Source organism: Bathymodiolus japonicus methanotrophic gill symbiont, from assembly GCF_019721995.1.
Classification (GTDB): Bacteria; Pseudomonadota; Gammaproteobacteria; order Methylococcales; family Methylomonadaceae; genus Methyloprofundus.
This window is the reverse complement of sequence record NZ_BLYC01000016.1, coordinates 45,949-68,884: the sequence shown is the minus strand read 5'-3', so window position 1 is coordinate 68,884 and position 22,936 is coordinate 45,949. Positions and strand designations below refer to the sequence as shown.

Sequence of the window (22,936 nt, the reverse complement as noted above, 5' to 3'; positions counted from 1 at the left end):
GCAATGATGTTGCCCACTTAAATCGCAAGTCATTTAAAAAACCTGGCAACATAAGGTTTAAAAGCCTGGTAATGAGCTTTAACACTTGCAATAAAACCCGCTTCGCCAAAATACTGGCGAATAATCTGCCGTATTCGCTGCCTGATTGCCATTATTCTAGCCTTGATATAGACATGAATGGCCGAATTGAGAAACTTATCTATTACGCCCATAATCCATTCATAGGCAGTTTTCAGCCAGGAGAAGGTCATCAGTTGCGACCGGGTTAAATCAAATAACCAGAAGGTAAATGCCGCCACCGGAATTTTTACCCCATACACCAGAATTCCAGTTATAAAATAACCTTCAATAAAACAATAGCCGGCCAGGAACCCCATTGCCTCAGCCACTAACAAAATAAAAATAAACACCGTCAGCAATAGATGACGGTTCATCTGTAAAAATGTCTGTTTTAGAGAATCTAAAACAATAAGGCGCTTAAAATAATGAAAAATCGGCTGCGCGAAAACATTCCAGATCAGCTCTTCAAACAAGATGAAGCCAATTACCAGGATGCTTTCCAGTGTTTTAGCTACAAAGGCTTTGGTTTTATTATCTGGTTTCATATTGCGTTTATTAATTTGTAATCATGTGCTGCTTTATAGAGCTTAAGATATGTGCATAAACCTGCATATCTTCACTATAAAAAATTTCTGCATCTGTTTCCCTGCGTAACCAGGTAAATTGCCGTTTCGCTAACTGGCGTGTGGCGATAATACCAAGCTTCTGCATTTCTTGCGCATTAATTCCACCCGCTAAATACGCCCAGACCTGACGATAACCGACCGCACGTACCGACGGCATTTGCTCAGTTAAGTCGCCACGATGATATAAAGCCTCGACTTCTGCGACAAATCCCTGTTGCAGCATCTCCTTAAAACGCTGGGCTATTTTCTTATGCAACACGCTACGGTCGCGCGGTGCGACTATCAACTTGATTTGCTGATAGGGTATTTGCTCTGCATTAGCTTCATTATGTAGCTGGGTAATAGTCTTGCCTGACAGTATCTGCACTTCCAGTGCGCGCTGCACACGCTGAGGATCATTGGGATGTATGCGTGCCGCAGCCGCCGGGTCTACAGCCTGCAATTTTGCATGCATGGCGGCTTTACCAATTCTGTTGGTTTCTGCATCCAGCTGTTTGCGTAACTCAATATCTGCAGTGGGCAATTCTGCTAATCCATAAAACAGAGAATTAAAATACAGCATGGTACCGCCAACCAATAGCGGTAGTTTTCCTCTTGCCGTTATCTCTGCCATTAATTCCAGCGCACGGGTTCTAAACGCACCCGCAGAAAAACTCTCTGCCGGGCCTAGAATATCGATTAAATGATGTGCAATTCCTGCTCTTTCTTCTACTGTCGGCTTTGCAGTCCCGATATCCATGCCTTTAAAAACCAACGCCGAATCAACACTGATTATTTCAGCATTCAGTTGTTGTGCTAATTCCACAGATAACGCCGTTTTGCCCGAGGCGGTAGGACCCATCAGGAAAATTGCGGGGGGAAGCACTCTAGAGTTCATTATGATAACTTTAAACTCACGCGCACATCTGCCATGCTAATAAACAATTTATTGGGCGCATCAAGAAACGCTGTAAAACCAAATTTCTCGTAAAATTCAATAACGCCATCTTTAGCATCAACGATAATAATAGGAAAAGCAACCGTTTTACTTGCAGTAAATAATTTTTTTAACGCATCGATCAACATCCATTCACCATAGCCTTGTCTTGCATAACTCTTATCAACTGCCAGGCGTGCAATGAGCCCTCCCGTCTGTGCGTTTACAGGCGCGCCATGCTACCTCACGAAATTCCGGGACTCCTGTCGCCATAATTAGTTCACCTACGCAGCGGATGGGAGATGCCCTGAACGCCCTGCGTCCGCAACGACTACGCACAAAAGCCGCTTCGTCATTACTACCTCACTGGCTGGACGGCTATTCGGAATGCAATTCTTGCTCCTCTCGCGTGCTGCTAGCACACGTCGAATCAGCGAATTGCCCTGTCGCCTATCAGGGACTAAAAATCACCACTTCGCTAAGCTCCGTTTCCATGATTTTCAGCGTATGTTTTTTTTGTAATCTTTCTGGTAGTGCATCCAGATTGAAAGGGGTCATCGTCAGCGTGTAATATGCAATGATACGCTCGGGGGGATTGTCATCGAGTAAGACAAAGGTTCTGGAATTATCTTTTTTGACTGCTGGTCAGCCATCATACGCAAATAGTTATTTAAAACATCAACAGCCGCTGAAAATCCTGGAAACGGAGCTTTAGCGAAGTGAAGATTTTTAGTCCGCGATAGCCGTAGGGCCGTTGTTTTGTCGGAGTCTGAGCGTTAGCGAAGGTGGAGACAAAATAAAAGGCCATCCGACACGGCGTCAAGTCATTTGGAGCCTATGTTCCGACCCCTTGTTGGGTCGGGACGAGGTGACGAGGACGAATCGGGGCCGCCGGAGGCATAAGTGGTCGCGTTAAGTTTTTGCTGCTTGCTTGGGCTGGGATGCCCAAAACAAGCTTTCGCAAAAATAGCGACTCCCCGAACAATCGAATTGATTACGCTTATGCTTTTTCTTATCCAGTGGCACCGTTATCATAACGAACTTTCATCATACCTTTCCGCTGCCTGCTGTAAACGCGAATGCACTTTTGCATTTGCATCCAGTGCATTAACTAGCAGCATCGCATCCCGCTCAGTCAGTTTAAGCGAGCTCTCATGCTCAATAATTTTCTTTGCTTTTTCAACAGCCGCACTTAATACAAATGCATTAATGCTAGGCAAGCCAGAAACAGCGGTCGCCTGAGATAATAATGCCTGAGTATCACTATCAACTCTAGCAGTAATTCGAGGTAGAGGAGTTGTCATTATCAGATCCTATGGCCAAACTATAGGAGCCAGTTTAGCACATCAAAAGTATGCCATGCCATCTGCTACTTAGCAATAGTTATTTGGCATGGCTCTTGTGGTAGAGGCACTCATTACTTACTGCCCGCGCAAAAATAACTTATCCAGCTCTTTTTTACTCAATTCTACCCACGTAGGCCGGCCATGATTACACTGACCACTACGCTCGGTTTTTTCCATATCTCTGAGCAAGGCATTCATTTCCGGAACCGTCAAACGGCGGTTGGCACGCACCGATCCATGGCAGGCTATGCTCGATAGAATCTCATTGCTGCTCTGCTCTATGCGCTGACTCATGCCATGTTCAATAATATCTGCAAGCACATCTTTGACCAGTAAGGCGATATCCACATCGATTAATAAAGCGGGGACTGCCCTAACTACTATCGTCTCTTCGCCCATACGATTAAGTTCCAGCCCCAGGCTCATAAAAAAAGCCTGCTGATCATCGGCCAGGTCGGCTTCCCGGCTGCTTACCTGAATTTGTACCGGCAATAATAACGGCTGAGAAGGTACTGAACCTTGCTGATACTGGATTTTAAATTGCTCATAGGTCACCCGCTCATGCGCTGCATGTGCATCGACCAGAATAATGCCATTTTTAGTTTCAGATAGAATATACACATCATGTAAGTGTGCCACTGCATATCCTAAGGCAGGCATAGGCTCGGTATTAGACACCTCGGAAACTTGCGGCTCATGTATATTAATTGCCTTGCTGGGCGCAACAACCCGGGTATATGCCTCGATTTGAGCATCGACATTTAACGGTAACGCCGACTGACATGATGCGCTGACAGGCTGATAATTCTGCCGCGCAGTCGACTTGTTCTCAAGCGTGGGTAAAGGCTGAAAATCAACTACCTGCTGCACATCAGGTCGGGCTGCAGCCGTTGTTGCTGTTTCATCTGTCTGTACTTGTGGACGTACATCCGCCAAACAGCGATGCAAGGCCTTAAACAGGAAGTCATGTACGGTACGCCCTTCACGGAAGCGCACTTCCAGCTTTTGCGGGTGTGCATTGACATCGACTAAGCCCGGATCTAGCACTAGATATAAAATATACACCGGATGGCGGCCATGAAACAGCACATCCTGGTATGCCTGCTTAATCGCATGGGTTACCAACCGATCTTTAATCAGGCGACCATTGACATAGAAATACTGCATATCTTGCTGGCTACGGGAAAAGGTCGGTAAGCCGACCCAGCCATATAAATGCATTCCCGATGCATTAAAGTCAATTCCCACAGAATTTTCTAAAAAGGCTGAGCCGAAAATGTGTGCAACACGCTGCTCCTTTTCGGCTTGTGTTTCGGCTATTTTGAAATTAAATATTTCACGCTGATTATGCTTCAGTTCAAACGCTATATCAAAGCGACTTAATGCCATCCGCTTAAATAGCGTGTCTATATGGCTAAACTCTGTTTTGTCGGTTTTTAAGAATTTACGCCGTGCAGGGGTATTATAAAATAAATCACAGACTTCAATAGTGGTGCCAGGAGGGTGTGGATCGGGCTGTGGATCTAGCGCTTGCTCGGAGCCATCCGCCTGTACCCGCCAGGCACACTCAGCATCGGCAACTCTGGAAATAAGGCTTAAGCGCGACACCGAACTAATGCTTGGTAGGGCCTCGCCACGAAAGCCCATCGTTGCAACCTGTTCCAGGTCTTGCAGTGATTGAATTTTACTAGTTGCATGACGCGATAAGGCGAGGGGTAAGTCGTCTTTGTCTATCCCACAGCCGTTATCGCGAATTTTAATGAGCCGCGCGCCACCCTGTTCTATTTCTACGCTAATCTGACTAGCACCGGCATCAAAGCAGTTCTCCACTAACTCTTTGACCACCGATGCGGGTCGCTCTACCACCTCGCCTGCGGCAATCTGGTTAACTAATTGGGCAGGTAAAGCATGTATACGCATAGGTCTTACTCAGTATTCGTAATCTATAAATATTCTGGCGCAATGTCTAATTAATGCTCAGCTTGTTTTTATCCGCATCGATCAAACCCAGAAACAATTGTTCTAAACGGTTGGAGCCATTTTTTAAACTAAGCACTTCAATCTGCTGCTCCGACAAGCCCTTAAACAACGGGTTTAAGCCCTGCGCTTTAGGCACAGAAATGCTTAATTGCATGGCATTTAGCAGTTCAATTTTATATCCGGGTATTTTGCTGATTGTTGTCAGCGACTGTTTTACATCACAGACAAAATGCTCTTCGTTTAATCGCGACAGCAAACTTTGCATCGCCGTATTTTCAACAATTTCACCCTGATTAATAATGGCAATATTGCGACATAAGCTCTCAGCTTCTTCCAGATAATGCGTGGTTAAGATAATCGTCGTGCCCTGTTCATTCACCTGTTTCATGGTCTCCCACATGGAGCGGCGAATCTCGATATCAACACCGGCTGTCGGTTCATCTAAAATTAATAATTTCGGCTGATGCACCATTGCACGAGCAATCATTACCCGGCGCTTCATTCCCCCCGACAAGCGTCTGGACACTGTATCGCGGTGCTCCCACAAGTGCATTAATTTCAGACAGTGCTCCGTGCGCTTAACCGCCTCTTTTCTCGACAGGCCGTAATAACCTGCCTGGTTCATCACTATATTTCGCGTCGTTTCAAACTGATTAAAATTTACTTCCTGAGGCACCAGCCCCAGATAACTTTTCGCCAATTGCTTATCACGCTTTAAATCTGCATCAAAAATCCGCACATCACCACTGCTGGCATTAACCAAGGAACTCACAATACTGATCAGGGTCGACTTTCCCGCTCCATTAGGCCCTAACAACGCAAAAAAATCGCCTTCTTCTACATCCAGATCTATGCCTTTTACAGCAACCAGGCCATTTGCATAAACTTTTTTTAAATTACGAATAGTTAAAGCTTTCATTAATAATTAGTCTATATAAACTGAAGTTTCTTAGAAATTCATCAAGCAACCATTCGCAATAAAACGGCTACCACCGAATTTACAGGGGAGTTGCTGTATTTGGGGCAAACCCTTTCAAAATCCGGATCCAAAGCCGCTTCGGCAATGATGCGGCGGATATCTGAAAAGGCGAAACTGGCTCGCCCCTTCACTTTGTGCCGACGTTCCGGATCGGTTTTTAAACGATCCGCGTAAATCCACGTCAGCGCTGTTGCCATCATACAGAAGTTCAAATGGTTGGTCACTGCCTGCGCATTTCGACACTGACTTTTCTGACTCCCTATGTCTTGCTTGAGCGCTTTGAACCCAGATTCGATTTTCCATCGCGCACCATAATACTCAATAATCTGTGTGACGGATAAACTTAGATCGGTCGTAAACAAAGCAATCCACTGTGTGCGACGAAACACCCAGACAACCTGAACGGGTCGTTTCAATGTTTTCAGCATGACAACGCGACTATAAGCCCTGACTTCACGCTGTTTTCCATAGAGATTCACGGTATACGATCGGGCCTTTTGTTGTACTGTTTTTGCCATGTCTGTGGCTGCCCCCAGACGCTGCCCGTACTTTTTATTCCACCCCCTCTGCTTGGGTTTTCTTTTTTCTGGACGATCGTACAGTACATTATTGCACCTTAACCTAGAGAGAATATTAAACCGGCTTCCGATAGCTTTGTAAACAGGCTTCCATAGGCCATTGTTGCCAAACCAGCTATCAGTGACTGTCAATATCGGAGCGGTGGAAAAATGTTCTGCAATTGCAATCAGCATTTGAGCCGCCTGAGCCATCTTGGTCTGGAAAGGAACGACATCACCTCTTATCGTGGCGGTTTCTTTTTTTGCCTGAATTGTTTTTAAGGGCAGATAAAATCGGAAATCTAAAAATAAGCACGCCCAGCGACCTTTGACCTGTTTCAGCAACCCTACCGATACAATATTTTGTGCCCATGGATATTTGCTTTGATTCGGCCGCATGGTCAAAAATGGCTTCACAGCCGAAGATATTTTTGCCTACTTTAGTGATAATGGAGTCATCCAGTGCAACCAATATGCGCCCATCTGTTTCAGGAGACGGAATCAGCTCCCAGCAGGCGCGCCATGCTACCTCACGAAATTCCGGGACTCCTGTCGCCGTAATTCGTTCACCTACGCAGCGAATAGGAGATGCTCCAGCCGCCCTGCGTCCGCCACAGACTGAGCACAAAGCAGCTCAGTCATGGCTACCACAAATGGCTCTACGGCTATTCGGGATAAAATTTTAGCCTCCCTCGCGCGCTATCGCGCACTTCGGATTGGCAAATTTCCCTGCGCCTTCTGGAGACTATCAGCCCGTCCGGGGCTGACAGCGATAGTTTTCCACAGCCCAGCCCACGGCAAAGTTGAAGAAGCCATGAAAGTGTAAAAGCGCTTATTCTTGATCTCAAACCCAAACAACGTATCAAGGCAACGCCAAAGATTAGAGGTCCTTGATGACGTAAAAGGAACGATAATGGACAGGATCGTGTAAACGAACAGAGAGGCTCGTTCGCGGCCTAAAGTGGTTTTGGAAAAATGATCTTGAAGCGGGAGTAAAATATCGCGTAAAATGAACATGAATGAGGTCGTTTTATTTGTATAATCAATGTGTTATAAACTTTCATTATACAGTAAGACTAGGCCTCATTCACGATTAACCTGTTGTTTTTAAAAAGAATTCAAGGCTTTTAGTCAACGGAATGCCACTAATATTAGTAATATCTAATATTTAATATAAATAAGCATTAGCTGATATTCTTATGCTTTAAAAACTAGGAAACTTCAGTTTATAAAAACAGTCTACTAGCAAGAATATCTGCCCCAGCATCAACACCAGCCTTGCTAATAATCACACTCAATGCTTAACGTAGTCCACTAAATGCGTTACATTATGCGAAAATCAGCTAAATTTTAACAGAAAATCTATTCGTACTATAGACAAATGACCCCGACCACTGAACAGGAACAAGCTCCAGAACTCGTTGCCGCTGTTGATTTAGGCTCAAACAGTTTTCACATGATCGTCTGTAGCGTACATAAGGGACAGCTCAAAACCTTAGACCGGCTACGCGAAATGGTCAGACTGGCATCTGGCTTAAATGACAAAAAAATTCTGGATGAGCCCACCCAGCAGCGCGCTTTGGCTTGCCTGGAACGCTTTGGTCAGCGCATTCAAAACTTTTCCGAAAGCAATGTGCGTATTGTCGGTACTAATACCTTACGTACCGCTAAAAATTCCAAGCAGTTTTTACAAAAAGCAGAGCGCGCAATCGGCTATCCAATTCATATTATTTCCGGGATAGAAGAAGCGCGGCTTATTTATCAAGGTGTTGCTCATAGCCTGCAAAGCAATGCCAATCGCCGCCTGGTCATGGATATTGGCGGTGGCAGTACCGAATATATTATCGGCACTAATTCTGACCCGGCGCAAAAAGAAAGTCTACGCATGGGTTGTGTTACTGTCAGTAATCAGTTTTTTACCGATGGCGCAATCAGCTCGCGGCGCTTCAAGCAGGCGCAGATCTTCGTCAATCAACAACTTAACACTTACAGAAACCTGTTTAATCATAACCGCTGGGATGAGGCTATCGGTGCATCGGGGAGTATACGCGCCATTCGCAAAGTTCTGCTCGCCACAGAGTGGAGCAAGGGTGGCATTACCCTTGATGGCCTGGAAAAACTAAAGGAGCATGCACTGAATTGCAAACATGTCTCGGAACTGGACTTACCAGAACTGGATCAGGAGCGACTACCTGTATTTATGGGCGGGCTGGTTATCCTGTACACAACATTCAAAACTCTGGATATAGACAAGATGAGTGTTTCAGACGGCGCGCTACGCGAAGGACTGATCTACGACTATCTGGGCCGCATGTTTAATCATGATGTGCGTTCAGACACCGTCCAATTGCTGGCCGAACATTATCATACCGATCGCCCGCAAACTGAACGCATTAAAACCACCATAGAAGCTATCTTACAGCAGGTCGGCCCCTTCCTCGGCGCACAATCCAGAATTATGCACCAATATTTAAACTGGGCAGCGGAACTGCATGAAATCAGTCGAAATATAGCACACAGTCAGTATCATAAACACGGTGCCTATATTATTAAACATGGTGACCTGGCAGGCTTTTCACAGCAAGACCAGAACCTGCTCGCTACACTAGTGCTTTCTCATCGACGCAAGATCCCACTAAAAACTATAAAGCATTTACCCCCAACGTGGAATAAACTCGCGATATATATGGTTATCATCCTCAGGATTGCAGTGATCCTACAGAGAAACCGCAGTCATTCGGATATTCCAGAATTTACCATAACCCTGACACCCAAAACTATCGACATCGAATTCCCCGAACACTGGCTGGACAATGCACCATTAACACAAGCCGATTTAAAACTGGAAGAAGCTTATCTGGCCAAAGCCAAATTCAGCTTGCATACTAGCTGAGCCTAATGCTATTTCTGTTGCGCATTATTTTATATGCCATCGGTATTCCTGCCTTAATTCTTGCTCTCTGCTTCGCGCTTGCAACCAGCAACAAAGAGCTGTCACTGCCTAAATGGGAGTTGAATAGTGCTGATCTTCAACGCGCTAAAAATATCTTACAGGCTAGTAAACGCGCATCAGGCAAGCCTGTTAGCTTGTACCTGACCGAGCGCGACCTTAATATTGCCAGCGCCTACCTGCTTAATACTTACCCAGGTAGTCAGTCACAAATACGCCTGCACAACGATTATATTTTCTTTTCACTACGCTTTCCGTTGCCGGAAAATCTGTTTGGTCGCTACCTGGATATCCAGTTCCAGCTACATACTCCAGACACGCGCCCCCCGGAAATTAGCACCTTGCAAATAGGCAAAATCGCTATACCTGATACCTATGCTGGCTTAATAATAGATACCGCAATAGAGCAAACGCGGCTCAACAAATATTTACAATTGATCAGTCAAAACTTAAAAGTCTTTCGCATCCAGAATCAGCAACTGCATATCGTCTACCAATCACCTGCAACGACTAATAGCAATATACAGCGCTTATTGACCCCAAAAACAGACACACAGGCTATAGCTAAATACCAGCAAGCACTGGATAAAGCGCTACGCGAGCATGACCCTGGGTGGCGCTTATCGCTAAGTAATGTACTGCGCCCCTTATTCCGACTTGCGCTGCAACGTTCAAACCCAGGCAATGCCATTGCAGAAAATCGTCTGGCAATCTTTGTTGCCAACCGCTACGTAAATTATTACCCGGGCTCAACGGCGCATAGACAGGATAGTACAATATCGCCCAGATATTCCGTATTCTTATACAAGCGCATCGATATGACGCAACACTTTATGTGGTCAGCCACACTCACTGCTTTAGGAAATAGTCAACTGGCGAATATCCTGGGCATAGAAAAAGAACTCAGTGATGCCAAAAAAGGCAGCGGTTTTAGCTTTATCGACCTTGCCGCTGACCGCGCAGGTACGAGATTTGGCGAACAAGCCACCGCCAGCCCGGAATCCGCCCTGCAGATGCAGCAAAAAATGGCCGAGGTGGAAAACTACCATGCATTTATGCCAGACATAAGAGACCTGCCGGAAAGCCTTAGCTCACAAGCGTTCACCCAACAATATCAATCTATCTACAGCGCCAAATACCAGACTGTATTAGAAGACATAGACCGGCGCATTGCCGCGTGCGCAATCTATCAATAAGGTGATTGTCGGAAAAGAATATACCAGATTGCGCAGGATTTTTGTTTGTATTCAAGGCACGATAACAGGCACATAGTCAATCTATGTAACTGCTGTCGCAATGCCGAAGACGGACAAAAAGACCAGTAAAGTGGTATATTCTTTGACAGAAATCACCTAAATAGCCTACGAAAATCATGCCCTATATCTGCCCTATTTGCCAAAGCCCACTGCTGCAACACCTGCCTTCAAAAGGCTATTTTTGCAAAAACAAGCACCATTTTGATCTGGCAAAAGAGGGCTATTTAAACCTGTTACCTGCACAATATAAAAAATCTAAAGAGCCCGGAGACAGCCGTGCGATGATGCGCGCCCGGCGTAATTTCCTCGAAGCTGGATTTTATCAGCCTATGGCACAGGCCCTTGCAAAGATCATCGACAGCCATAAATCAGCAACCACCCCTATGCATATTCTGGATGTCGGCTGTGGCGAGGGATACTATTGCAGACAGCTAGAAGCCCTGGCTGAAAATCCAGAAAGCCTTGATCTGCACGGAATTGATATCGCAAAAAATGCCATTTTTGCCGCCGCAAAAAAACAACAAAACGCGCGCTTTATCGTTGCCAGTAATAAAAACATGCCTTATGCCGACCAGTATTTTGATTTATTACTTAGAATTTATGCGCCATCTAATGACCAGGAAATTACCCGTCTGTTAAAACCCGATGGTCTTTTATTAATAGTCACGCCCGGCCCACGACATTTATGGCAACTAAAAGAATTTATCTACAAAGAAGTGAAAGAGCATTCAGTAGATGTTGCTCTCCCAGCAGGTTTTGCACAAATAGCTAGCCAGCGAGTCAGCTATAAAACACAACCCGACTCGGAGCAACGCATGGCATTATTACATATGACCCCGTTCGCCTGGCGCGCAAATGCAACGACACAACAACAAATACAACGCGTGCATAATCTAGAGATTGAAGCGGACTTTATTTTAACCCTGGCAATGCTACGGTAATTATCGACTGAGTTCCTCTATTTTTTTAGCTAGCCGGACTAAGAAACTCATGCGCACTTTTGAATTATCATGTTTTTAGTGACAAGAAAGACATCAGTGTCCCCCTATCAATTGAGGCCGTGAAACTAACCTCGCCATTCAGGCGCGCCATGCTACCTCACGAAATTCCGGGACTCCTGTCGCCGTAATTCGTTCACCTACGCAGCGAATAGGAGATGCTCCAGCCGCCCTGCGTCCGCCACAGACTGAGCACAAAGCAGCTCAGTCATGGCTACCACAAATGGCTCTACGGCTATTCGGGATAAAATTTTAGCCTCCCTCGCGCGCTATCGCGCACTTCGGATTGGCAAATTTCCCTGCGCCTTCTGGAGACTATCAGCCCGTCCGGGGCTGACAGCGGTTGCATTGCATGGTCTAGGTTGGTTTTTAAATCGCTACAGGCATTCGTCCAGCGCTCGACCTTATTATTAAAATGTAAAGCCCATTCCGAGCGCCAGCATCTGCGTTGCTTGACCAGCTTTGCGGATAATATTGAAGCGACATCATAACGTGCAGATACCACTAATATTTTCTCCGCATCAGTAGCTAGTAACTCTTTAACAGAGATAGACTGTTTTTCTTCCAGATCCATTAAGGGCAATAATGGCGGGATACCGTGAGCTTTTGCAGCATTTTCCAAGGCTATATTAATCTCGATATCCTGTTCCACATCCAAAAAAACCTTGCTTACCTCCTTGCTCGATAACTAGCCATAATAGCGTTTTATCACGGTCAGCACCCCAGATAGCTAAGCCACTATCACACATAAACGCCATTACTGCGTCTTGATTAAAAGTAACACGCAACACGCGTGACGAGTTTTTTCCAGTACGATCAGGAATTTGTAAATATTGATACTGATCCTCATACGCAGCCGCATTATCCAAGGCAGATTTGACGACTGGGTTCTGGGTGAACTCATTATCGCTAGTCAAGCGACTGGTGACTTTCTCCAGTGCCTTGCCTAGTGCTTTATTTCGATCTTCACGCGATTGACTATGCACGCTCACTTCAACAGCAAACAACCCTTCCACTTCCCCCCGCAACAACACTGTATGTATTAAGCAAGCAATGCGGGGAGTCGCTATTTTTGCGAAAGCTTGTTTTGGGCATCCCAGCCCAAGCAAGCAGCAAAAACTTAACGCGACCACTTATGCCTCCGGCGGCCCCGATTCGTCCTCGTCACCTCGTCCCGACCCAACAAGGGGTCGGAACATAGGCTCCAAATGACTTGACGCCGTGTCGGATGGCCTTTTATTTTGTCTCCACCTTCGCTAACGCTCAGACTCCGACAAAACAACGGCCCTACGGCTATCGCGGACTAAAAATCATCACTTCGCTTAGGCTCCGTTTCCCTGATTTTCAGCGAAAGTAATAAAAACCTGATAAGCAATTTCGTATCCTTAGTTTGTCTTGTACAATAAGCGCTCACTATAATTTATTTTGACTGTTAAGAGTACCCTTGTGAGCGAACATAAACCAGAGAGCTTAAACTATAAAAGTGCAGGCGTTGATATAGAGGCAGGTAATACACTTGTCGAGCGCATTAAGCCAATTGCGGAAAAAACCCGGACGCCTGGCGTTATGTCTGGCCTGGGCGGTTTTAGCTCGATGTTTGAGCTGCCCCTGGAGCGTTATAAACAGCCTATTCTGGTGTCTGGTACTGATGGTGTGGGCACAAAACTTAAACTTGCCATAGATCTCAATACACACAATACAGTCGGCATAGACCTGGTTGGTATGTGTGTTAACGACATTATCGTACAAGGCGCTGAATCACTTTTTTTCCTGGATTATTTTGCTACCGGTAAACTGGATGTCGATACCGCTGCCGCCGTTATTGAAGGTATCGGTAAAGGTTGCGAACTGGCAGGAGCCGCTTTAGTCGGTGGCGAAACTGCCGAAATGCCGGGTATGTATGCAGATGGTGAATATGACCTGGCTGGTTTCTGTGTCGGCATTGTAGAAAAAGCGGCAATTATTGATGGTAGCAAGGTCGCTGCGGGTGATAAATTAATCGGCATAGCCTCTTCAGGCCCTCACTCAAATGGCTATTCCTTAATTCGTAAGGTGATAGAACGTAGTAATATCCCGCTGACTGAAACACTGGATGACAAGCCCCTAGCCGAGCACTTACTCGAACCTACGCGCATTTATGTTAAGTCGCTATTGGAACTAATTAAACAAGTGCCCGTGCATGCCATGGCGCATATTACCGGTGGCGGCATTACCGAGAATTTACCGCGCGTACTACCTGAAGGCATAAGTGCCAGCATCAATCTTAATGCCTGGCAGTTTCCAGCTATTTTCCAATGGCTACAAGAGCAGGGAAATATCACCCAGGCGGATATGCTGACTACATTTAACTGCGGTATCGGCATGATAGTCTGTGTTGCAGCAGAGGATGAAGCAGCTACTATCGCCTGCTTAATTGAACAAGGTGAGCAAGCTTTTAGCGTCGGTGAAATTGTCAATTCGCCAAATCAAAAGCAAGTAAATTACCACGCGGTGTAGAGCGGACTTCAGTCCGCTGTTTTTTCCGCAAATATTCATTTAGGGGAATTAAGTAGGGGTTTGCTATAAACATGGCAAAACCACCTAAAATAAACCTCGATACACCAGCATTGTGTATTTCAGCTACTCAATAATTGGGAAACTTCAGGTTTTTTAAGTAATTGGCCATATATTAATAACATGTTTTATAGACAATAAATTACCTACGGGTCACTATGAATAAATTATCCAGCTTCTTTTTAGCCATTATTATTACAGCCAGCCTGTCTTTTGCAGGCATATCCGATGCTGAAGCCAAGCGTTTTGACGGTGCCCGCTCATTTGGCAGCATGTCAAAATACAATAAGTCATACTCTCGCAAAGCATCCCGCCCAGCGAAAAAAACACCCAGCCAGCAACAGGCTTATAATAAAAACCAATCAGCCCGACAAACCATGTCTAGACGTGGAGGCCTAATGGGCTTATTGGGAGGCCTGGCACTAGGCGGTTTATTAGGTTCGCTATTTTTTGGCGGTGCGTTTGAGAACTTTAACTTTATGGATATCCTGGTCTTTGGTGGAATTGCCTACCTGCTATTTAAGCTCTTCGCTGCTAAAGCCAGAAGTCCTATAAGTCGCCGCAATAATTATGCAGGTTACACGCATGCGAAGCCTGTATCTAGCAACTACCCGCGCGCAAATACTACACCTGCAAAGACTGCCGACTTTGATACCGATATATTTTCCAGCAAGACTCAGACAAACTTCAATACAGACAACGACCAGCTTGACGAAAAGCTGATTGAGGATGCTATTGTATTACCCAAAGATTTCGATGAACAGGATTTCCTGGAAGGTGCAAAAGGGGCATTTAAAATGCTACAAGCTGCCTGGGACAAAAGAGACCTTGCTGAAATTCGTGGCTTGACGACTGACAAGGTATTTGCCGAAATTCAGGCACAGTTGCGCAATTTGCCTAGCGAGAATCATACAGATGTCTTAAAAGTTGAAGCTGAACTACTGGAAGTCCGGGAAATAGGGACTGACCTGGAAGCCGTGGTCCTATTTGACTCCCTGATGCGTGAAGATATCAGCGCCCATCCAGAGAAAGTACGTGAAGTATGGACTTTTATCAAACCAAAAAACAGCATGCAGGCTAAATGGTATCTGGATGGTTTGCAACAGCTAGAAGATTAGCCACACCTGTATAGAACCTTTTTCCCTCTCGCACAACACAGTGAAACTTACCAGCACGCTGATATGAAACAACAACTACGCGAATTTATTTTTAACGAACTTATTTTTGTCGCAGAGCCGGATAAATTTTCTGATGATGATGACTTACTGGAAGCAGGTCTGGATAGCATGGGGATTATGCGCCTGATTATGCATATAGAAGAACAATTTAATATCACCCTTCCTGACTCTGAAATTGACCCTGATAATGTCAATTCATTTAACGCCCTGGAACAGTGGATACTGCAGCACAAAACATGAGCACCGCCACTGACGATATTATCCAGATCCTCAACCCTTCTGATTGCTTTACCCTGGCTATGGATGAGGAAATCCGCCAGGAAAACATGCCAGGCAGTCAGTGTGGCTTTGCCCTAGAGCTTGCTAGCGCGCCTGATAGTACTGCCATAGAGCAACGCATTCACGAATTTAGCCAGCGTTTTCCACTGGTTTTTGCCAGCTTGCAGCAGCGTGGCAAGCGTTTCTTTTGGTGCCAACGCGAACATAAGCACCCCTTATTTCATCAACACAAAACTACCGACAGCTCAAACGAAGCAGAGTTTCATCATCAAACGGTACAGCAATTACTTAATCACCTGCAAGCACGCGAAACCATTCCAGCCCTGGAATTCCACCTTATTCAAAGTGCCAATAAAAACACTTTCTTAATGCGCTGGATTCATCCTTTTTGCGATGCCAAAGGAGCTGATTTAATTTTAAGGTACCTCTGTACTGATGATGCAGAGCAACGGAAACAATTTGATTTTCCTAAACTTGAGCCGCTAGTAAACCAGCAGTTAGCTAAATATAGATGGTGGCAAAAAGTGCTCATGTTTATTAAAGCTAAACGCTATATTAGCCAGCTTGATACACTACAAAGTATTATTCATGCCGATACCAGCAAAGCCCCCAAACAATTAAATTTTAAAACATTCACACTTAGCATCGGGCAAACTCAGGCCATTAATAAACTGAACCGACAACACGTAGGCTTAACCGGGGGCAGCTTATATTATATAGGCTGCTTTATGCGCGCCTTGAATAAGATGAACCCTGACCAGGCTGGTGAAGCATATTGCACGCCATACGCCTTCAATTTACGCAGGAACAAAGCGTTAAGCCCTTTGCTAAGCAATCATGTTGCCCCCTTATTTGCCCAGGCACCGAAATCACTATTACCGGACAGAGCCGCCCTTTTTCAGCATTTAAAACAACAAAACACAAACACCATACGCGAGAAGCTCGACTATGCTTTTCTGCCTATTATGTGGGCAGCCAGCTGGTTGTCTTTAGCGCAACACGGAGAAAAACTACGTAACTCTATGCGCACAGGCACTGATCGTAGCTCATTCTGGTTTTCTGATATCGGCAATGTGAACTTATCCAATGCGTCTTTTTTTAACTCCGATATTACAAAAATTTATCACCTGTGCCAGATTAGCAGCCCGCCCGCCATTGCCTTTTTAAGCTGCCAATTTAACCAGCAATTAACACTGAGTTACAATTTTATCGAACCTTTGTTTACTGAAGAGCAGATTGAGGCATTGCATAAAAATGTGCTGGAAGAGTTATTGACAGAGTAGATCTCAAAACACTAATAATTAATCGAACTATAGGTCGTGGCTTTAGCCCGCTATACAAGAATGGCGGGCTAAAGCCACGACCTCATTACTGCCACATGAATATCATTAGCCCTTTTTTTCAACAATGCGATCAATCGCCTGATAACTCCGCGCTTATTGAAGAAAACACAAGCATCAGTTATGCGGAATTTAAAACGCGTATAGAAAAAATAGCAACTTTCTTAACCAATAAACACGTAAAAGATCAGTGTATCGCCATTGCCCTGGATCGTGGCATTGATGCGGCAAGCTGTATTTATGGCGTGTTACATGTCGGCGCAATCTATCTGCCACTGGATATTAAAAACCCTGCAACACGCTTAAACTTTATTATCCACGATGCCCGGCCCAGCTTTATTATCGGCCGAGGCTCAGCTCCTGACTGGCTAGAAAACAAACACCTGTGGCTGGATATAAGCCAGCTACTCTTAAACGACGTGCACATCCATACCCCCCCCCAAGCCAATAACACCGACCTTGCCGCCATACTCTATACCTCAGGTTCTACGGGCAAACCTAAAGGCGTTGCATTAAGTCATCAGGCATTGTTAAATTTTTCCAGTTGGGCGAGCTATACTTTTAAACTGGATCAGCAAGACCGCATTGCCAGCCTGGCTCCATTTCATTTTGACTTATCTATTTTTGATTTATTCAGTAGCCTGGCATCGGGTGCAAGCGTGTATTTTCTCCCCGCACGCTTTAGCTTGTCGCCTAGTCGTTTAACTGCCTGGCTAAGCGAACATAAAATAACAATATGGTACACAGTACCTTCTATATTGAGCTTTGTCGCCCTTAAAGGCGCATTAGCAACAACCCCCTTACCTCATTTAAAACGCTTATTATTTGCCGGTGAAGTGTTCCCTAGTCAGAATTTAATCAAACTAGCTTATTTACTGGCTGATACAGCACTGTATAATTTATATGGTCCTACCGAAACCAATGTTTGTTGTTACTGGCAAGTTGAGCGTCAGCGCTTAAGCCCCGACCATACTATTCCTATAGGGCGTGCAGCTGGTGCCGCAAAATTAGACATCGACCCTGTGACAGCTGAGCTTTTAGTTGATAGCCTAAATAATTTTTCCGGCTACTGGCAACAGGGCCAGCTTAAACCACAGACTACACAATACTACCCGACGGGCGATAAAGTCTCGCTAAATGTGCAAGGCGAATTGCTCTATCATGGCCGCCTGGATCGCATGTTAAAATGCTCCGGCTACCGAGTAGAACCCGCTGAAATAGAGCAATGTATCAACCAGCTTAACGGCGTGCAAAATAGTGCAGTGGTGGGTATTAAAGATCAGGCCAGTGGCCAGCGTCCTGCTGCTGCAATCGTTTTAAAAAGCAGCTCGAACCTCGCGGAAACAATTAAGCCCTTACGTCAGCAACTTCCCCCTTATATGCAGCCCTGTAAATTTTTAGTGCTGGATACATTACCCACTTTATCTAACGGCAAAACTGATTATCCGTCAGTACAAAAGTTATTTTGATACACTCCTGCATTCCGCCATAGGCCAAAACAACTACCTCCGTTATTCGCTAACTCTTTAATGACTCATAACATGATCAATCTGATGCAACGCACTAAGGATTTAAAATAGCTGTAAACACTTGTTTGCACTATAATAGTCTATTTTTTCGGGGCGCTAATAAATATATTCCCATGATTTGCATCCGTAATTTAACTTTCTCACGTGGCGACAGAAAAATTTTTGATGATATCTCTATGGATATCCAGCCGCATAAAATTACTGCGATCATGGGGCCAAGTGGCACTGGAAAAACCACCTTATTAAAATTGATCGCAGGGCAACTGCAACCGGATAGCGGTACAATTTTAATTAACCAGCAAAACGTACACCAACTATCCCAGGCTAAATTGTATCAGCTGCGCAAGCAAATGGGCATGCTATTTCAAAGTGGCGCGTTATTAACCGATATGTCCGTGTACGACAATATTGCCTTTCCCATCCGAGAGCATACCCAGCTTCCCGAATCGATGATACGCACCCTGGTGTTAATGAAGCTCAATGCAGTAGGCTTACGCGGGGCAAGAGAGCTAATGCCTAGCGAGCTATCTGGCGGCATGGCGCGGCGCGTGGCTATGGCAAGAGCGCTGGCACTGGATCCTGAAATGATCATGTATGATGAGCCCTTTACCGGACAAGACCCGATTTCCCTTGGGGTACTGGTCAAACTTATTCAGACACTGAATCAAACCTTACATTTAACTAGCATCGTTGTTTCTCATGATGTGCAGGAAACAGCGACTATCGCGGATTATATTTACCTTATTTCGGAAGGAAAAATCACCGGACAAGGTACGCCCAAAGAACTTTACAATGCATACTCAGAGTGGGTTAGACAATTTATGCACGGTAAAGCCGATGGCCCGGTGCCGTTTCATTACCCGGCACCGGGCCTCGCTGATGACCTGCTTGACAGCCCCTAATCATTATGAAATTCTTCCAGTCACTGGGGCATTCCAGTTTACAATTTATCGCAAAATTAGGCCGCAGCAGCCTTTTTTTGTGGGCGATACTTAGCGGACTGGGCTACACATTAAGCCGCCCTAGCCTACTGATTAAACAGCTCTACAATATCGGCGCACTGACTTTCTGGCTGATTGCAATCGCCGGACTATTTGTCGGCATGGTTCTCGGATTACAGGGAGTCTACACCTTATCAACTTTTGGTGCCGAGTCCGCTCTAGGAGTTATGGTCGCAGCGTCTTTGGTCAGAGAACTAGGGCCAGTGGTTAGCGCCTTATTATTTGCCGGGCGCGCTGGCTCTGCCCTAACTGCAGAAATTGGCTTAATGAAAGCAACCGAGCAACTTTCCGCGATGGAAATGATGGCAATAGATCCGTTAAAGTATATTATTGCACCTCGTTTTTTTGCCGGCTTTATATCCCTACCTTTATTAGCCGCCTTATTTAGTGCTATCGGGGTCATGGGCGGATATCTGGCCGGCGTGGAATTACTCAACGTAGATGCTGGCTCTTACTGGTCACAAATGCAGAGTGCGATTGATTTTCATGAAGATATTATTAATGGCATTATCAAGAGCATTATTTTTGCCTGGCTGGTTTCCTGGGTTGCCCTGTTTGAAGGCTATGATGCAACACCTACCTCAGCTGGCATTAGTCGCGCCACTACTCGTACCGTAGTCAACTCTGCTTTTGCCATTCTACTATTTGATTTTTTATTAACTGCGCTTATGTATGGAGCAAACTAATATGCACAGCAAATCCATAGAAATTTTAGTTGGCCTGTTTGTTAGCCTGTGCATTGCTGCGCTGTTCTTTCTTGCTCTGCAAGTCAGTAATTTCAGCGACTTGCAAGATAATGGCAGCTATACTCTCAACGCCCACTTTGACAATGTCGGCGGCCTAAAAAGCAAGGCACTGGTGTCTATGGCTGGAGTGCCTATAGGCCGTGTAACAGCAATCAGTTTCGATACTGCAAATTATGATGCGCTGGTGACCATGCGCATTGATGCGCGTTATAACAATCTGCCTAGCGACACCTCGGCGAGCATCCTGACCTCAGGCTTGCTAGGTGATAAATATATCGGCCTAAGCCCTGGCGGCCTGGACGATTTTTTACAGCAAGGCGACAGTATCGAGCTTACACAGTCAGCGCTTGTGCTGGAGCGGCTTATTAGCCAGTTTCTGTTTAATCCATCGGATAAAGATGAATAGCTCAATGTCCGCGATAGAAATTCTCTCAACTGCACGGGGTCACTATCTCATTAAGGGTGACTTGACTTTCAGCAGCATTAATAAAAACAGTGCAAAGATGTTAAATTTTGCGCAATCACCTGCATTGATTAAAATAGACTTACGGCAACTAGGTAAAATTGATAGCGCAGGATTAGCTTTGCTTATAGAATGGATCAGATTAGCACGCACATTGCAAACAGAACTCAGCTTTGAACATATTCCCGCGCAACTCTCGGCCCTGGCTAAGCTCTGCGATATTGCTGAAATCAACTTATTTAACTCCACGACCCAATAAACACCCATGGATAAATTACTCATTACTGGTGGTAAACAACTGACTGGTACACTGACGGTATCGGGCGCTAAAAATGCTGCGCTACCGATTTTAGCTGCGACCCTGCTCAGCGATACGCCAGTTTTGGTAGGTAATATTCCGCATTTGCATGATATTACCACCACCATGGAATTACTAGGCTGCATGGGTGTAGAATTATCAGTTGATGAAAAGCTGAATATTGAAGTCAATAGCAGTACCATCAATAAACTTGAAGCGCCTTACGAGCTGGTACGCACCATGCGTTCATCAATCCTGGTTCTAGGCCCCTTATTAGCACGTTTTGGTCAAGCTGATGTTTCACTTCCCGGTGGTTGTGCCATCGGAGCGCGCCCGGTCGATATACATATTAATGGTCTGATTAAAATGGGCGCGGATATTAAAGTAGAAAATGGCTATATTCATGCCACAGCCAAGCACCTGAAAGGTTGTCGCCTAGTATTAGAGCAAGTCACCGTTACCGGCACAGAAAACCTGTTAATGGCTGCGACTCTGGCAGAAGGTGTAACCATTATTGAAAATGCAGCTCGCGAACCTGAAGTCAATGACCTGGCTAACTTCCTCAATAAAATGGGTGCAAAAATCACCGACATAGGCTCAGATATCCTGCAAATTGAAGGTGTTGAGCGCCTGGGAGTAGAGGGCCTGCACTACAATGTCCTACCGGATCGTATTGAAGCAGGCACCTATTTAGTAGCTGCCGCGATGACTCGCGGACAAATCCGGCTGAATAAAATCCAGCCAAAATTACTCGATGCCGTGCTGGATAAGCTTAGCGAAGCAGGTGCACAAATCACCACTGGCGAGGACTGGATAGAGCTGGATATGCAGGGCAAGCGCCCCAAAGCAGTCTCTATTCGAACCGCGCCATTCCCCGCGTTCCCAACCGATATGCAGGCACAGTTTACGGCCATGAATGCCATTGCTGAAGGCCTTAGCACCATTACCGAAACCGTGTTTGAAAACCGTTTTATGCATGTTCAGGAAATGCAGCGTATGGGTGCCAATATAAAACTTGAGTCCAATACCGCCATTTGCTCCGGAGTAGATAGCCTGACTGCTGCCCCTGTGATGGCAACAGACTTACGCGCCTCCGCAAGCCTGGTACTTGCCGGTCTGGTCGGTAAAGGCGAAACGCTGGTGGATCGTATCTGCCATATAGATCGAGGTTACGATCATATCGAAGAGAAACTTTCCCAGCTCGGCGCAACTATACGCCGCATTCCACGCTAATACAGGCTTTTATTCATGTTAACTATCGCCGTTTCAAAGGGCAGAATTTATGACGAGGCACTGCCCTTATTGGCAGATGCCGACATCGTTCCACTGGACGATCCAAAAACCAGTCGTAAACTGATTCTTAAAACCAACCATGCCGATGTACAACTGGTTATCATTCGTGCCACCGACGTGCCTACATTTGTCGAGTATGGTGCTGCAGATATAGGTATTGCCGGTAAAGATGTGCTGATTGAGCATGAGTCGGACAACTTATACGAACCTATCGACCTGAATATCGCTTGCTGCAAACTAATGACAGCAGCACCCACTAATGCGCCAGATATTTCTGGGCGCGTACGCGTAGCAACTAAATACATCAAAACAGCTGAGCGCTATTTTGCCAGCAAAGGCATACAGGCTGAAATCATTAAACTCTATGGTGCTATGGAACTGGCACCCATCGTTGGCCTAGCCGATTGTATCGTCGATGTGGTCGATACCGGCAATACTTTAAGGGCTAATGGTCTGGAGCCACGTGAATTGATTATGAATATCAGCTCACGCCTAGTGGTCAACAAAGCCTCGATGAAAATGAAGCACCAGATTATCCAGCCCTTACTGGATCAATTCGAAAAAACAATTGCAGCAAGATAAATCACT

The 22,936-nt window shown here is 45.5% G+C and carries 30 protein-coding genes and 1 pseudogene; 18 read left to right on the top strand and 13 right to left on the bottom strand.

Annotated features, from left to right (window positions below; genetic code table 11):
• Positions 1–29: 29 nt before the first annotated feature.
• The 4 genes and pseudogenes from K6984_RS18595 to K6984_RS18580 all read right to left on the bottom strand — a co-directional run bounded on the left by K6984_RS18595 (position 30) and on the right by K6984_RS18580 (position 1,941).
• Positions 30–605, bottom strand: a complete 576-nt coding sequence (locus K6984_RS18595; protein WP_221896869.1) for a hypothetical protein — start codon at positions 603–605, stop codon at positions 30–32.
• Positions 606–615: 10 nt separating this feature from the next.
• On the bottom strand, positions 616–1,563 hold the full coding sequence (gene miaA / locus K6984_RS18590) for a tRNA (adenosine(37)-N6)-dimethylallyltransferase MiaA (protein WP_221896868.1): 948 nt from the start codon (positions 1,561–1,563) through the stop codon (positions 616–618).
• Positions 1,563–1,826, bottom strand: a pseudogene (locus tag K6984_RS18585) (GNAT family N-acetyltransferase); the annotation flags it as partial. The gene miaA and the pseudogene K6984_RS18585, both read right to left, overlap by 1 nt.
• Positions 1,786–1,941: a hypothetical protein gene (locus K6984_RS18580; protein WP_221896867.1), complete on the bottom strand. Its 156-nt coding sequence runs from the start codon at positions 1,939–1,941 to the stop codon at positions 1,786–1,788. The gene K6984_RS18580 and the pseudogene K6984_RS18585, both read right to left, overlap by 41 nt.
• Here K6984_RS18580 and K6984_RS18575 point away from each other — a divergent pair.
• Positions 1,898–2,173, top strand: coding sequence for a hypothetical protein (locus K6984_RS18575; protein ID WP_221896866.1), 276 nt, complete (start codon positions 1,898–1,900; stop codon positions 2,171–2,173). The two genes, K6984_RS18580 and K6984_RS18575, sit on opposite strands and share 44 nt — an antisense overlap.
• A gap of 99 nt (positions 2,174–2,272) precedes the next feature.
• On the opposite strand, the gene K6984_RS18570 is transcribed toward K6984_RS18575, so the two are convergent.
• The 7 genes from K6984_RS18570 to K6984_RS18545 form a co-directional block, all read right to left on the bottom strand.
• Complete coding sequence (locus K6984_RS18570) at positions 2,273–2,410, bottom strand: hypothetical protein (protein ID WP_221896865.1); 138 nt, start codon at positions 2,408–2,410, stop codon at positions 2,273–2,275.
• Positions 2,411–2,437: 27 nt separating this feature from the next.
• Entirely contained in the window at positions 2,438–2,566 is a 129-nt protein-coding gene (locus tag K6984_RS34170) for a hypothetical protein (RefSeq protein ID WP_263458596.1), read from the bottom strand.
• 67 nt (positions 2,567–2,633) lie between these two features.
• Positions 2,634–2,906, bottom strand: coding sequence for a type II toxin-antitoxin system TacA family antitoxin (locus K6984_RS18565; protein ID WP_221896864.1), 273 nt, complete (start codon positions 2,904–2,906; stop codon positions 2,634–2,636).
• 117 nt (positions 2,907–3,023) lie between these two features.
• Complete coding sequence (mutL, locus tag K6984_RS18560) at positions 3,024–4,868, bottom strand: DNA mismatch repair endonuclease MutL (RefSeq protein ID WP_221896863.1); 1,845 nt, start codon at positions 4,866–4,868, stop codon at positions 3,024–3,026.
• 46 nt (positions 4,869–4,914) lie between these two features.
• The gene (locus tag K6984_RS18555) at positions 4,915–5,847 is read right to left on the bottom strand and encodes an ABC transporter ATP-binding protein (protein WP_221896862.1); all 933 of its coding nucleotides are present in this window, start codon (positions 5,845–5,847) and stop codon (positions 4,915–4,917) included.
• Between the two features lie 41 nt (positions 5,848–5,888).
• Positions 5,889–6,809: an IS701 family transposase gene (locus K6984_RS18550; protein ID WP_221896861.1), complete on the bottom strand. Its 921-nt coding sequence runs from the start codon at positions 6,807–6,809 to the stop codon at positions 5,889–5,891.
• Positions 6,700–7,092, bottom strand: coding sequence for a hypothetical protein (locus K6984_RS18545; protein WP_221896860.1), 393 nt, complete (start codon positions 7,090–7,092; stop codon positions 6,700–6,702). Before K6984_RS18545 ends, K6984_RS18550 begins: the two co-directional genes overlap by 110 nt.
• A gap of 12 nt (positions 7,093–7,104) precedes the next feature.
• On the opposite strand from K6984_RS18545, the gene K6984_RS18540 reads away from it, so the two are divergent.
• The 4 genes from K6984_RS18540 to rlmA all read left to right on the top strand — a co-directional run bounded on the left by K6984_RS18540 (position 7,105) and on the right by rlmA (position 11,611).
• Positions 7,105–7,290, top strand: a complete 186-nt coding sequence (locus K6984_RS18540) for a hypothetical protein (protein WP_221896859.1) — start codon at positions 7,105–7,107, stop codon at positions 7,288–7,290.
• A gap of 555 nt (positions 7,291–7,845) precedes the next feature.
• Positions 7,846–9,357 carry an exopolyphosphatase gene (gene ppx, locus K6984_RS18535; protein WP_221896858.1) on the top strand — a complete coding sequence of 504 codons (1,512 nt, stop codon included), beginning with the start codon at positions 7,846–7,848 and terminating at the stop codon, positions 9,355–9,357.
• A 5-nt stretch (positions 9,358–9,362) separates the two neighbouring features.
• The gene (locus tag K6984_RS18530; RefSeq protein ID WP_221896857.1) at positions 9,363–10,610 is read left to right on the top strand and encodes a YfiM family lipoprotein; all 1,248 of its coding nucleotides are present in this window, start codon (positions 9,363–9,365) and stop codon (positions 10,608–10,610) included.
• A 176-nt stretch (positions 10,611–10,786) separates the two neighbouring features.
• Positions 10,787–11,611, top strand: coding sequence for a 23S rRNA (guanine(745)-N(1))-methyltransferase (gene rlmA / locus K6984_RS18525; RefSeq protein WP_221896856.1), 825 nt, complete (start codon positions 10,787–10,789; stop codon positions 11,609–11,611).
• A 292-nt stretch (positions 11,612–11,903) separates the two neighbouring features.
• Here rlmA and K6984_RS36375 read toward each other — a convergent pair whose 3' ends face one another.
• Both K6984_RS36375 and K6984_RS18515 read right to left on the bottom strand, forming a co-directional pair.
• Positions 11,904–12,320 carry a DUF2066 domain-containing protein gene (locus K6984_RS36375; protein ID WP_420831688.1) on the bottom strand — a complete coding sequence of 139 codons (417 nt, stop codon included), beginning with the start codon at positions 12,318–12,320 and terminating at the stop codon, positions 11,904–11,906.
• A complete protein-coding gene (locus K6984_RS18515) occupies positions 12,298–12,675 on the bottom strand; it encodes a DUF2066 domain-containing protein (protein ID WP_221896854.1) in 378 nt (125 codons plus the stop codon). The genes K6984_RS36375 and K6984_RS18515 overlap by 23 nt, the downstream gene beginning before the upstream one ends.
• A 65-nt stretch (positions 12,676–12,740) precedes the next feature.
• Here K6984_RS18515 and K6984_RS34165 point away from each other — a divergent pair, with 65 nt between their 5' ends.
• The 13 genes from K6984_RS34165 to hisG all read left to right on the top strand — a co-directional run bounded on the left by K6984_RS34165 (position 12,741) and on the right by hisG (position 22,930).
• Entirely contained in the window at positions 12,741–12,869 is a 129-nt protein-coding gene (locus K6984_RS34165; protein WP_263458596.1) for a hypothetical protein, read from the top strand.
• Between the two features lie 27 nt (positions 12,870–12,896).
• Positions 12,897–13,025 (top strand): hypothetical protein, encoded by a 129-nt coding sequence (locus K6984_RS34160; RefSeq protein WP_263458690.1) that lies wholly within the window; start codon positions 12,897–12,899, stop codon positions 13,023–13,025.
• Positions 13,026–13,114: 89 nt separating this feature from the next.
• On the top strand, positions 13,115–14,164 hold the full coding sequence (gene purM, locus K6984_RS18510; protein ID WP_221896853.1) for a phosphoribosylformylglycinamidine cyclo-ligase: 1,050 nt from the start codon (positions 13,115–13,117) through the stop codon (positions 14,162–14,164).
• 215 nt (positions 14,165–14,379) lie between these two features.
• Complete coding sequence (locus K6984_RS18505) at positions 14,380–15,339, top strand: Tim44 domain-containing protein (protein ID WP_221896852.1); 960 nt, start codon at positions 14,380–14,382, stop codon at positions 15,337–15,339.
• A 63-nt stretch (positions 15,340–15,402) separates the two neighbouring features.
• On the top strand, positions 15,403–15,639 hold the full coding sequence (locus K6984_RS18500; RefSeq protein ID WP_221896851.1) for an acyl carrier protein: 237 nt from the start codon (positions 15,403–15,405) through the stop codon (positions 15,637–15,639).
• The gene (locus tag K6984_RS18495; RefSeq protein ID WP_221896850.1) at positions 15,615–16,961 is read left to right on the top strand and encodes a hypothetical protein; all 1,347 of its coding nucleotides are present in this window, start codon (positions 15,615–15,617) and stop codon (positions 16,959–16,961) included. The genes K6984_RS18500 and K6984_RS18495 overlap by 25 nt, the downstream gene beginning before the upstream one ends.
• A 95-nt stretch (positions 16,962–17,056) precedes the next feature.
• Positions 17,057–18,487 (top strand): amino acid adenylation domain-containing protein, encoded by a 1,431-nt coding sequence (locus tag K6984_RS18490; RefSeq protein WP_221896849.1) that lies wholly within the window; start codon positions 17,057–17,059, stop codon positions 18,485–18,487.
• A gap of 173 nt (positions 18,488–18,660) precedes the next feature.
• Positions 18,661–19,449 carry an ABC transporter ATP-binding protein gene (locus K6984_RS18485; protein ID WP_221896898.1) on the top strand — a complete coding sequence of 263 codons (789 nt, stop codon included), beginning with the start codon at positions 18,661–18,663 and terminating at the stop codon, positions 19,447–19,449.
• 2 nt (positions 19,450–19,451) lie between these two features.
• On the top strand, positions 19,452–20,234 hold the full coding sequence (gene mlaE / locus K6984_RS18480) for a lipid asymmetry maintenance ABC transporter permease subunit MlaE (RefSeq protein ID WP_221896897.1): 783 nt from the start codon (positions 19,452–19,454) through the stop codon (positions 20,232–20,234).
• Positions 20,221–20,700 carry an outer membrane lipid asymmetry maintenance protein MlaD gene (gene mlaD / locus K6984_RS18475; protein ID WP_230988174.1) on the top strand — a complete coding sequence of 160 codons (480 nt, stop codon included), beginning with the start codon at positions 20,221–20,223 and terminating at the stop codon, positions 20,698–20,700. The genes mlaE and mlaD overlap by 14 nt, the downstream gene beginning before the upstream one ends.
• A complete protein-coding gene (locus tag K6984_RS18470; protein ID WP_230988173.1) occupies positions 20,693–21,016 on the top strand; it encodes an STAS domain-containing protein in 324 nt (107 codons plus the stop codon). The genes mlaD and K6984_RS18470 overlap by 8 nt, the downstream gene beginning before the upstream one ends.
• A gap of 6 nt (positions 21,017–21,022) precedes the next feature.
• Positions 21,023–22,288: a UDP-N-acetylglucosamine 1-carboxyvinyltransferase gene (gene murA, locus K6984_RS18465; protein ID WP_221896848.1), complete on the top strand. Its 1,266-nt coding sequence runs from the start codon at positions 21,023–21,025 to the stop codon at positions 22,286–22,288.
• 15 nt (positions 22,289–22,303) lie between these two features.
• A complete protein-coding gene (gene hisG, locus K6984_RS18460; protein WP_221896847.1) occupies positions 22,304–22,930 on the top strand; it encodes an ATP phosphoribosyltransferase in 627 nt (208 codons plus the stop codon).
• Positions 22,931–22,936 lie beyond the last annotated feature (6 nt).

What these genes read in the sequence shown, in the direction of transcription:
- miaA (WP_221896868.1), bottom strand. Translation starts at nt 1,563, where the DNA reads ATGAACTCTAGAGTGCTTCCCCCCGCAATTTTCCTGATGGGTCCTACC.
- mlaD (WP_230988174.1), top strand. Translation starts at nt 20,221, where the DNA reads ATGGAGCAAACTAATATGCACAGCAAATCCATAGAAATTTTAGTTGGC.
- K6984_RS18555 (WP_221896862.1), bottom strand. Translation starts at nt 5,847, where the DNA reads ATGAAAGCTTTAACTATTCGTAATTTAAAAAAAGTTTATGCAAATGGC.
- hisG (WP_221896847.1), top strand. Translation starts at nt 22,304, where the DNA reads ATGTTAACTATCGCCGTTTCAAAGGGCAGAATTTATGACGAGGCACTG.
- ppx (WP_221896858.1), top strand. Translation starts at nt 7,846, where the DNA reads ATGACCCCGACCACTGAACAGGAACAAGCTCCAGAACTCGTTGCCGCT.
- K6984_RS18500 (WP_221896851.1), top strand. Translation starts at nt 15,403, where the DNA reads ATGAAACAACAACTACGCGAATTTATTTTTAACGAACTTATTTTTGTC.
- K6984_RS18490 (WP_221896849.1), top strand. Translation starts at nt 17,057, where the DNA reads ATGAATATCATTAGCCCTTTTTTTCAACAATGCGATCAATCGCCTGAT.
- K6984_RS34160 (WP_263458690.1), top strand. Translation starts at nt 12,897, where the DNA reads ATGGCCTTTTATTTTGTCTCCACCTTCGCTAACGCTCAGACTCCGACA.
- K6984_RS18595 (WP_221896869.1), bottom strand. Translation starts at nt 605, where the DNA reads ATGAAACCAGATAATAAAACCAAAGCCTTTGTAGCTAAAACACTGGAA.
- murA (WP_221896848.1), top strand. Translation starts at nt 21,023, where the DNA reads ATGGATAAATTACTCATTACTGGTGGTAAACAACTGACTGGTACACTG.
- K6984_RS18485 (WP_221896898.1), top strand. Translation starts at nt 18,661, where the DNA reads ATGATTTGCATCCGTAATTTAACTTTCTCACGTGGCGACAGAAAAATT.
- mutL (WP_221896863.1), bottom strand. Translation starts at nt 4,868, where the DNA reads ATGCGTATACATGCTTTACCTGCCCAATTAGTTAACCAGATTGCCGCA.
- K6984_RS18575 (WP_221896866.1), top strand. Translation starts at nt 1,898, where the DNA reads ATGGGAGATGCCCTGAACGCCCTGCGTCCGCAACGACTACGCACAAAA.
- K6984_RS18470 (WP_230988173.1), top strand. Translation starts at nt 20,693, where the DNA reads ATGAATAGCTCAATGTCCGCGATAGAAATTCTCTCAACTGCACGGGGT.
- K6984_RS18505 (WP_221896852.1), top strand. Translation starts at nt 14,380, where the DNA reads ATGAATAAATTATCCAGCTTCTTTTTAGCCATTATTATTACAGCCAGC.
- rlmA (WP_221896856.1), top strand. Translation starts at nt 10,787, where the DNA reads ATGCCCTATATCTGCCCTATTTGCCAAAGCCCACTGCTGCAACACCTG.
- K6984_RS18565 (WP_221896864.1), bottom strand. Translation starts at nt 2,906, where the DNA reads ATGACAACTCCTCTACCTCGAATTACTGCTAGAGTTGATAGTGATACT.
- K6984_RS18530 (WP_221896857.1), top strand. Translation starts at nt 9,363, where the DNA reads ATGCTATTTCTGTTGCGCATTATTTTATATGCCATCGGTATTCCTGCC.
- K6984_RS18540 (WP_221896859.1), top strand. Translation starts at nt 7,105, where the DNA reads ATGGCTACCACAAATGGCTCTACGGCTATTCGGGATAAAATTTTAGCC.
- K6984_RS18570 (WP_221896865.1), bottom strand. Translation starts at nt 2,410, where the DNA reads ATGGCCTTTTATTTTGTCTCCACCTTCGCTAACGCTCAGACTCCGACA.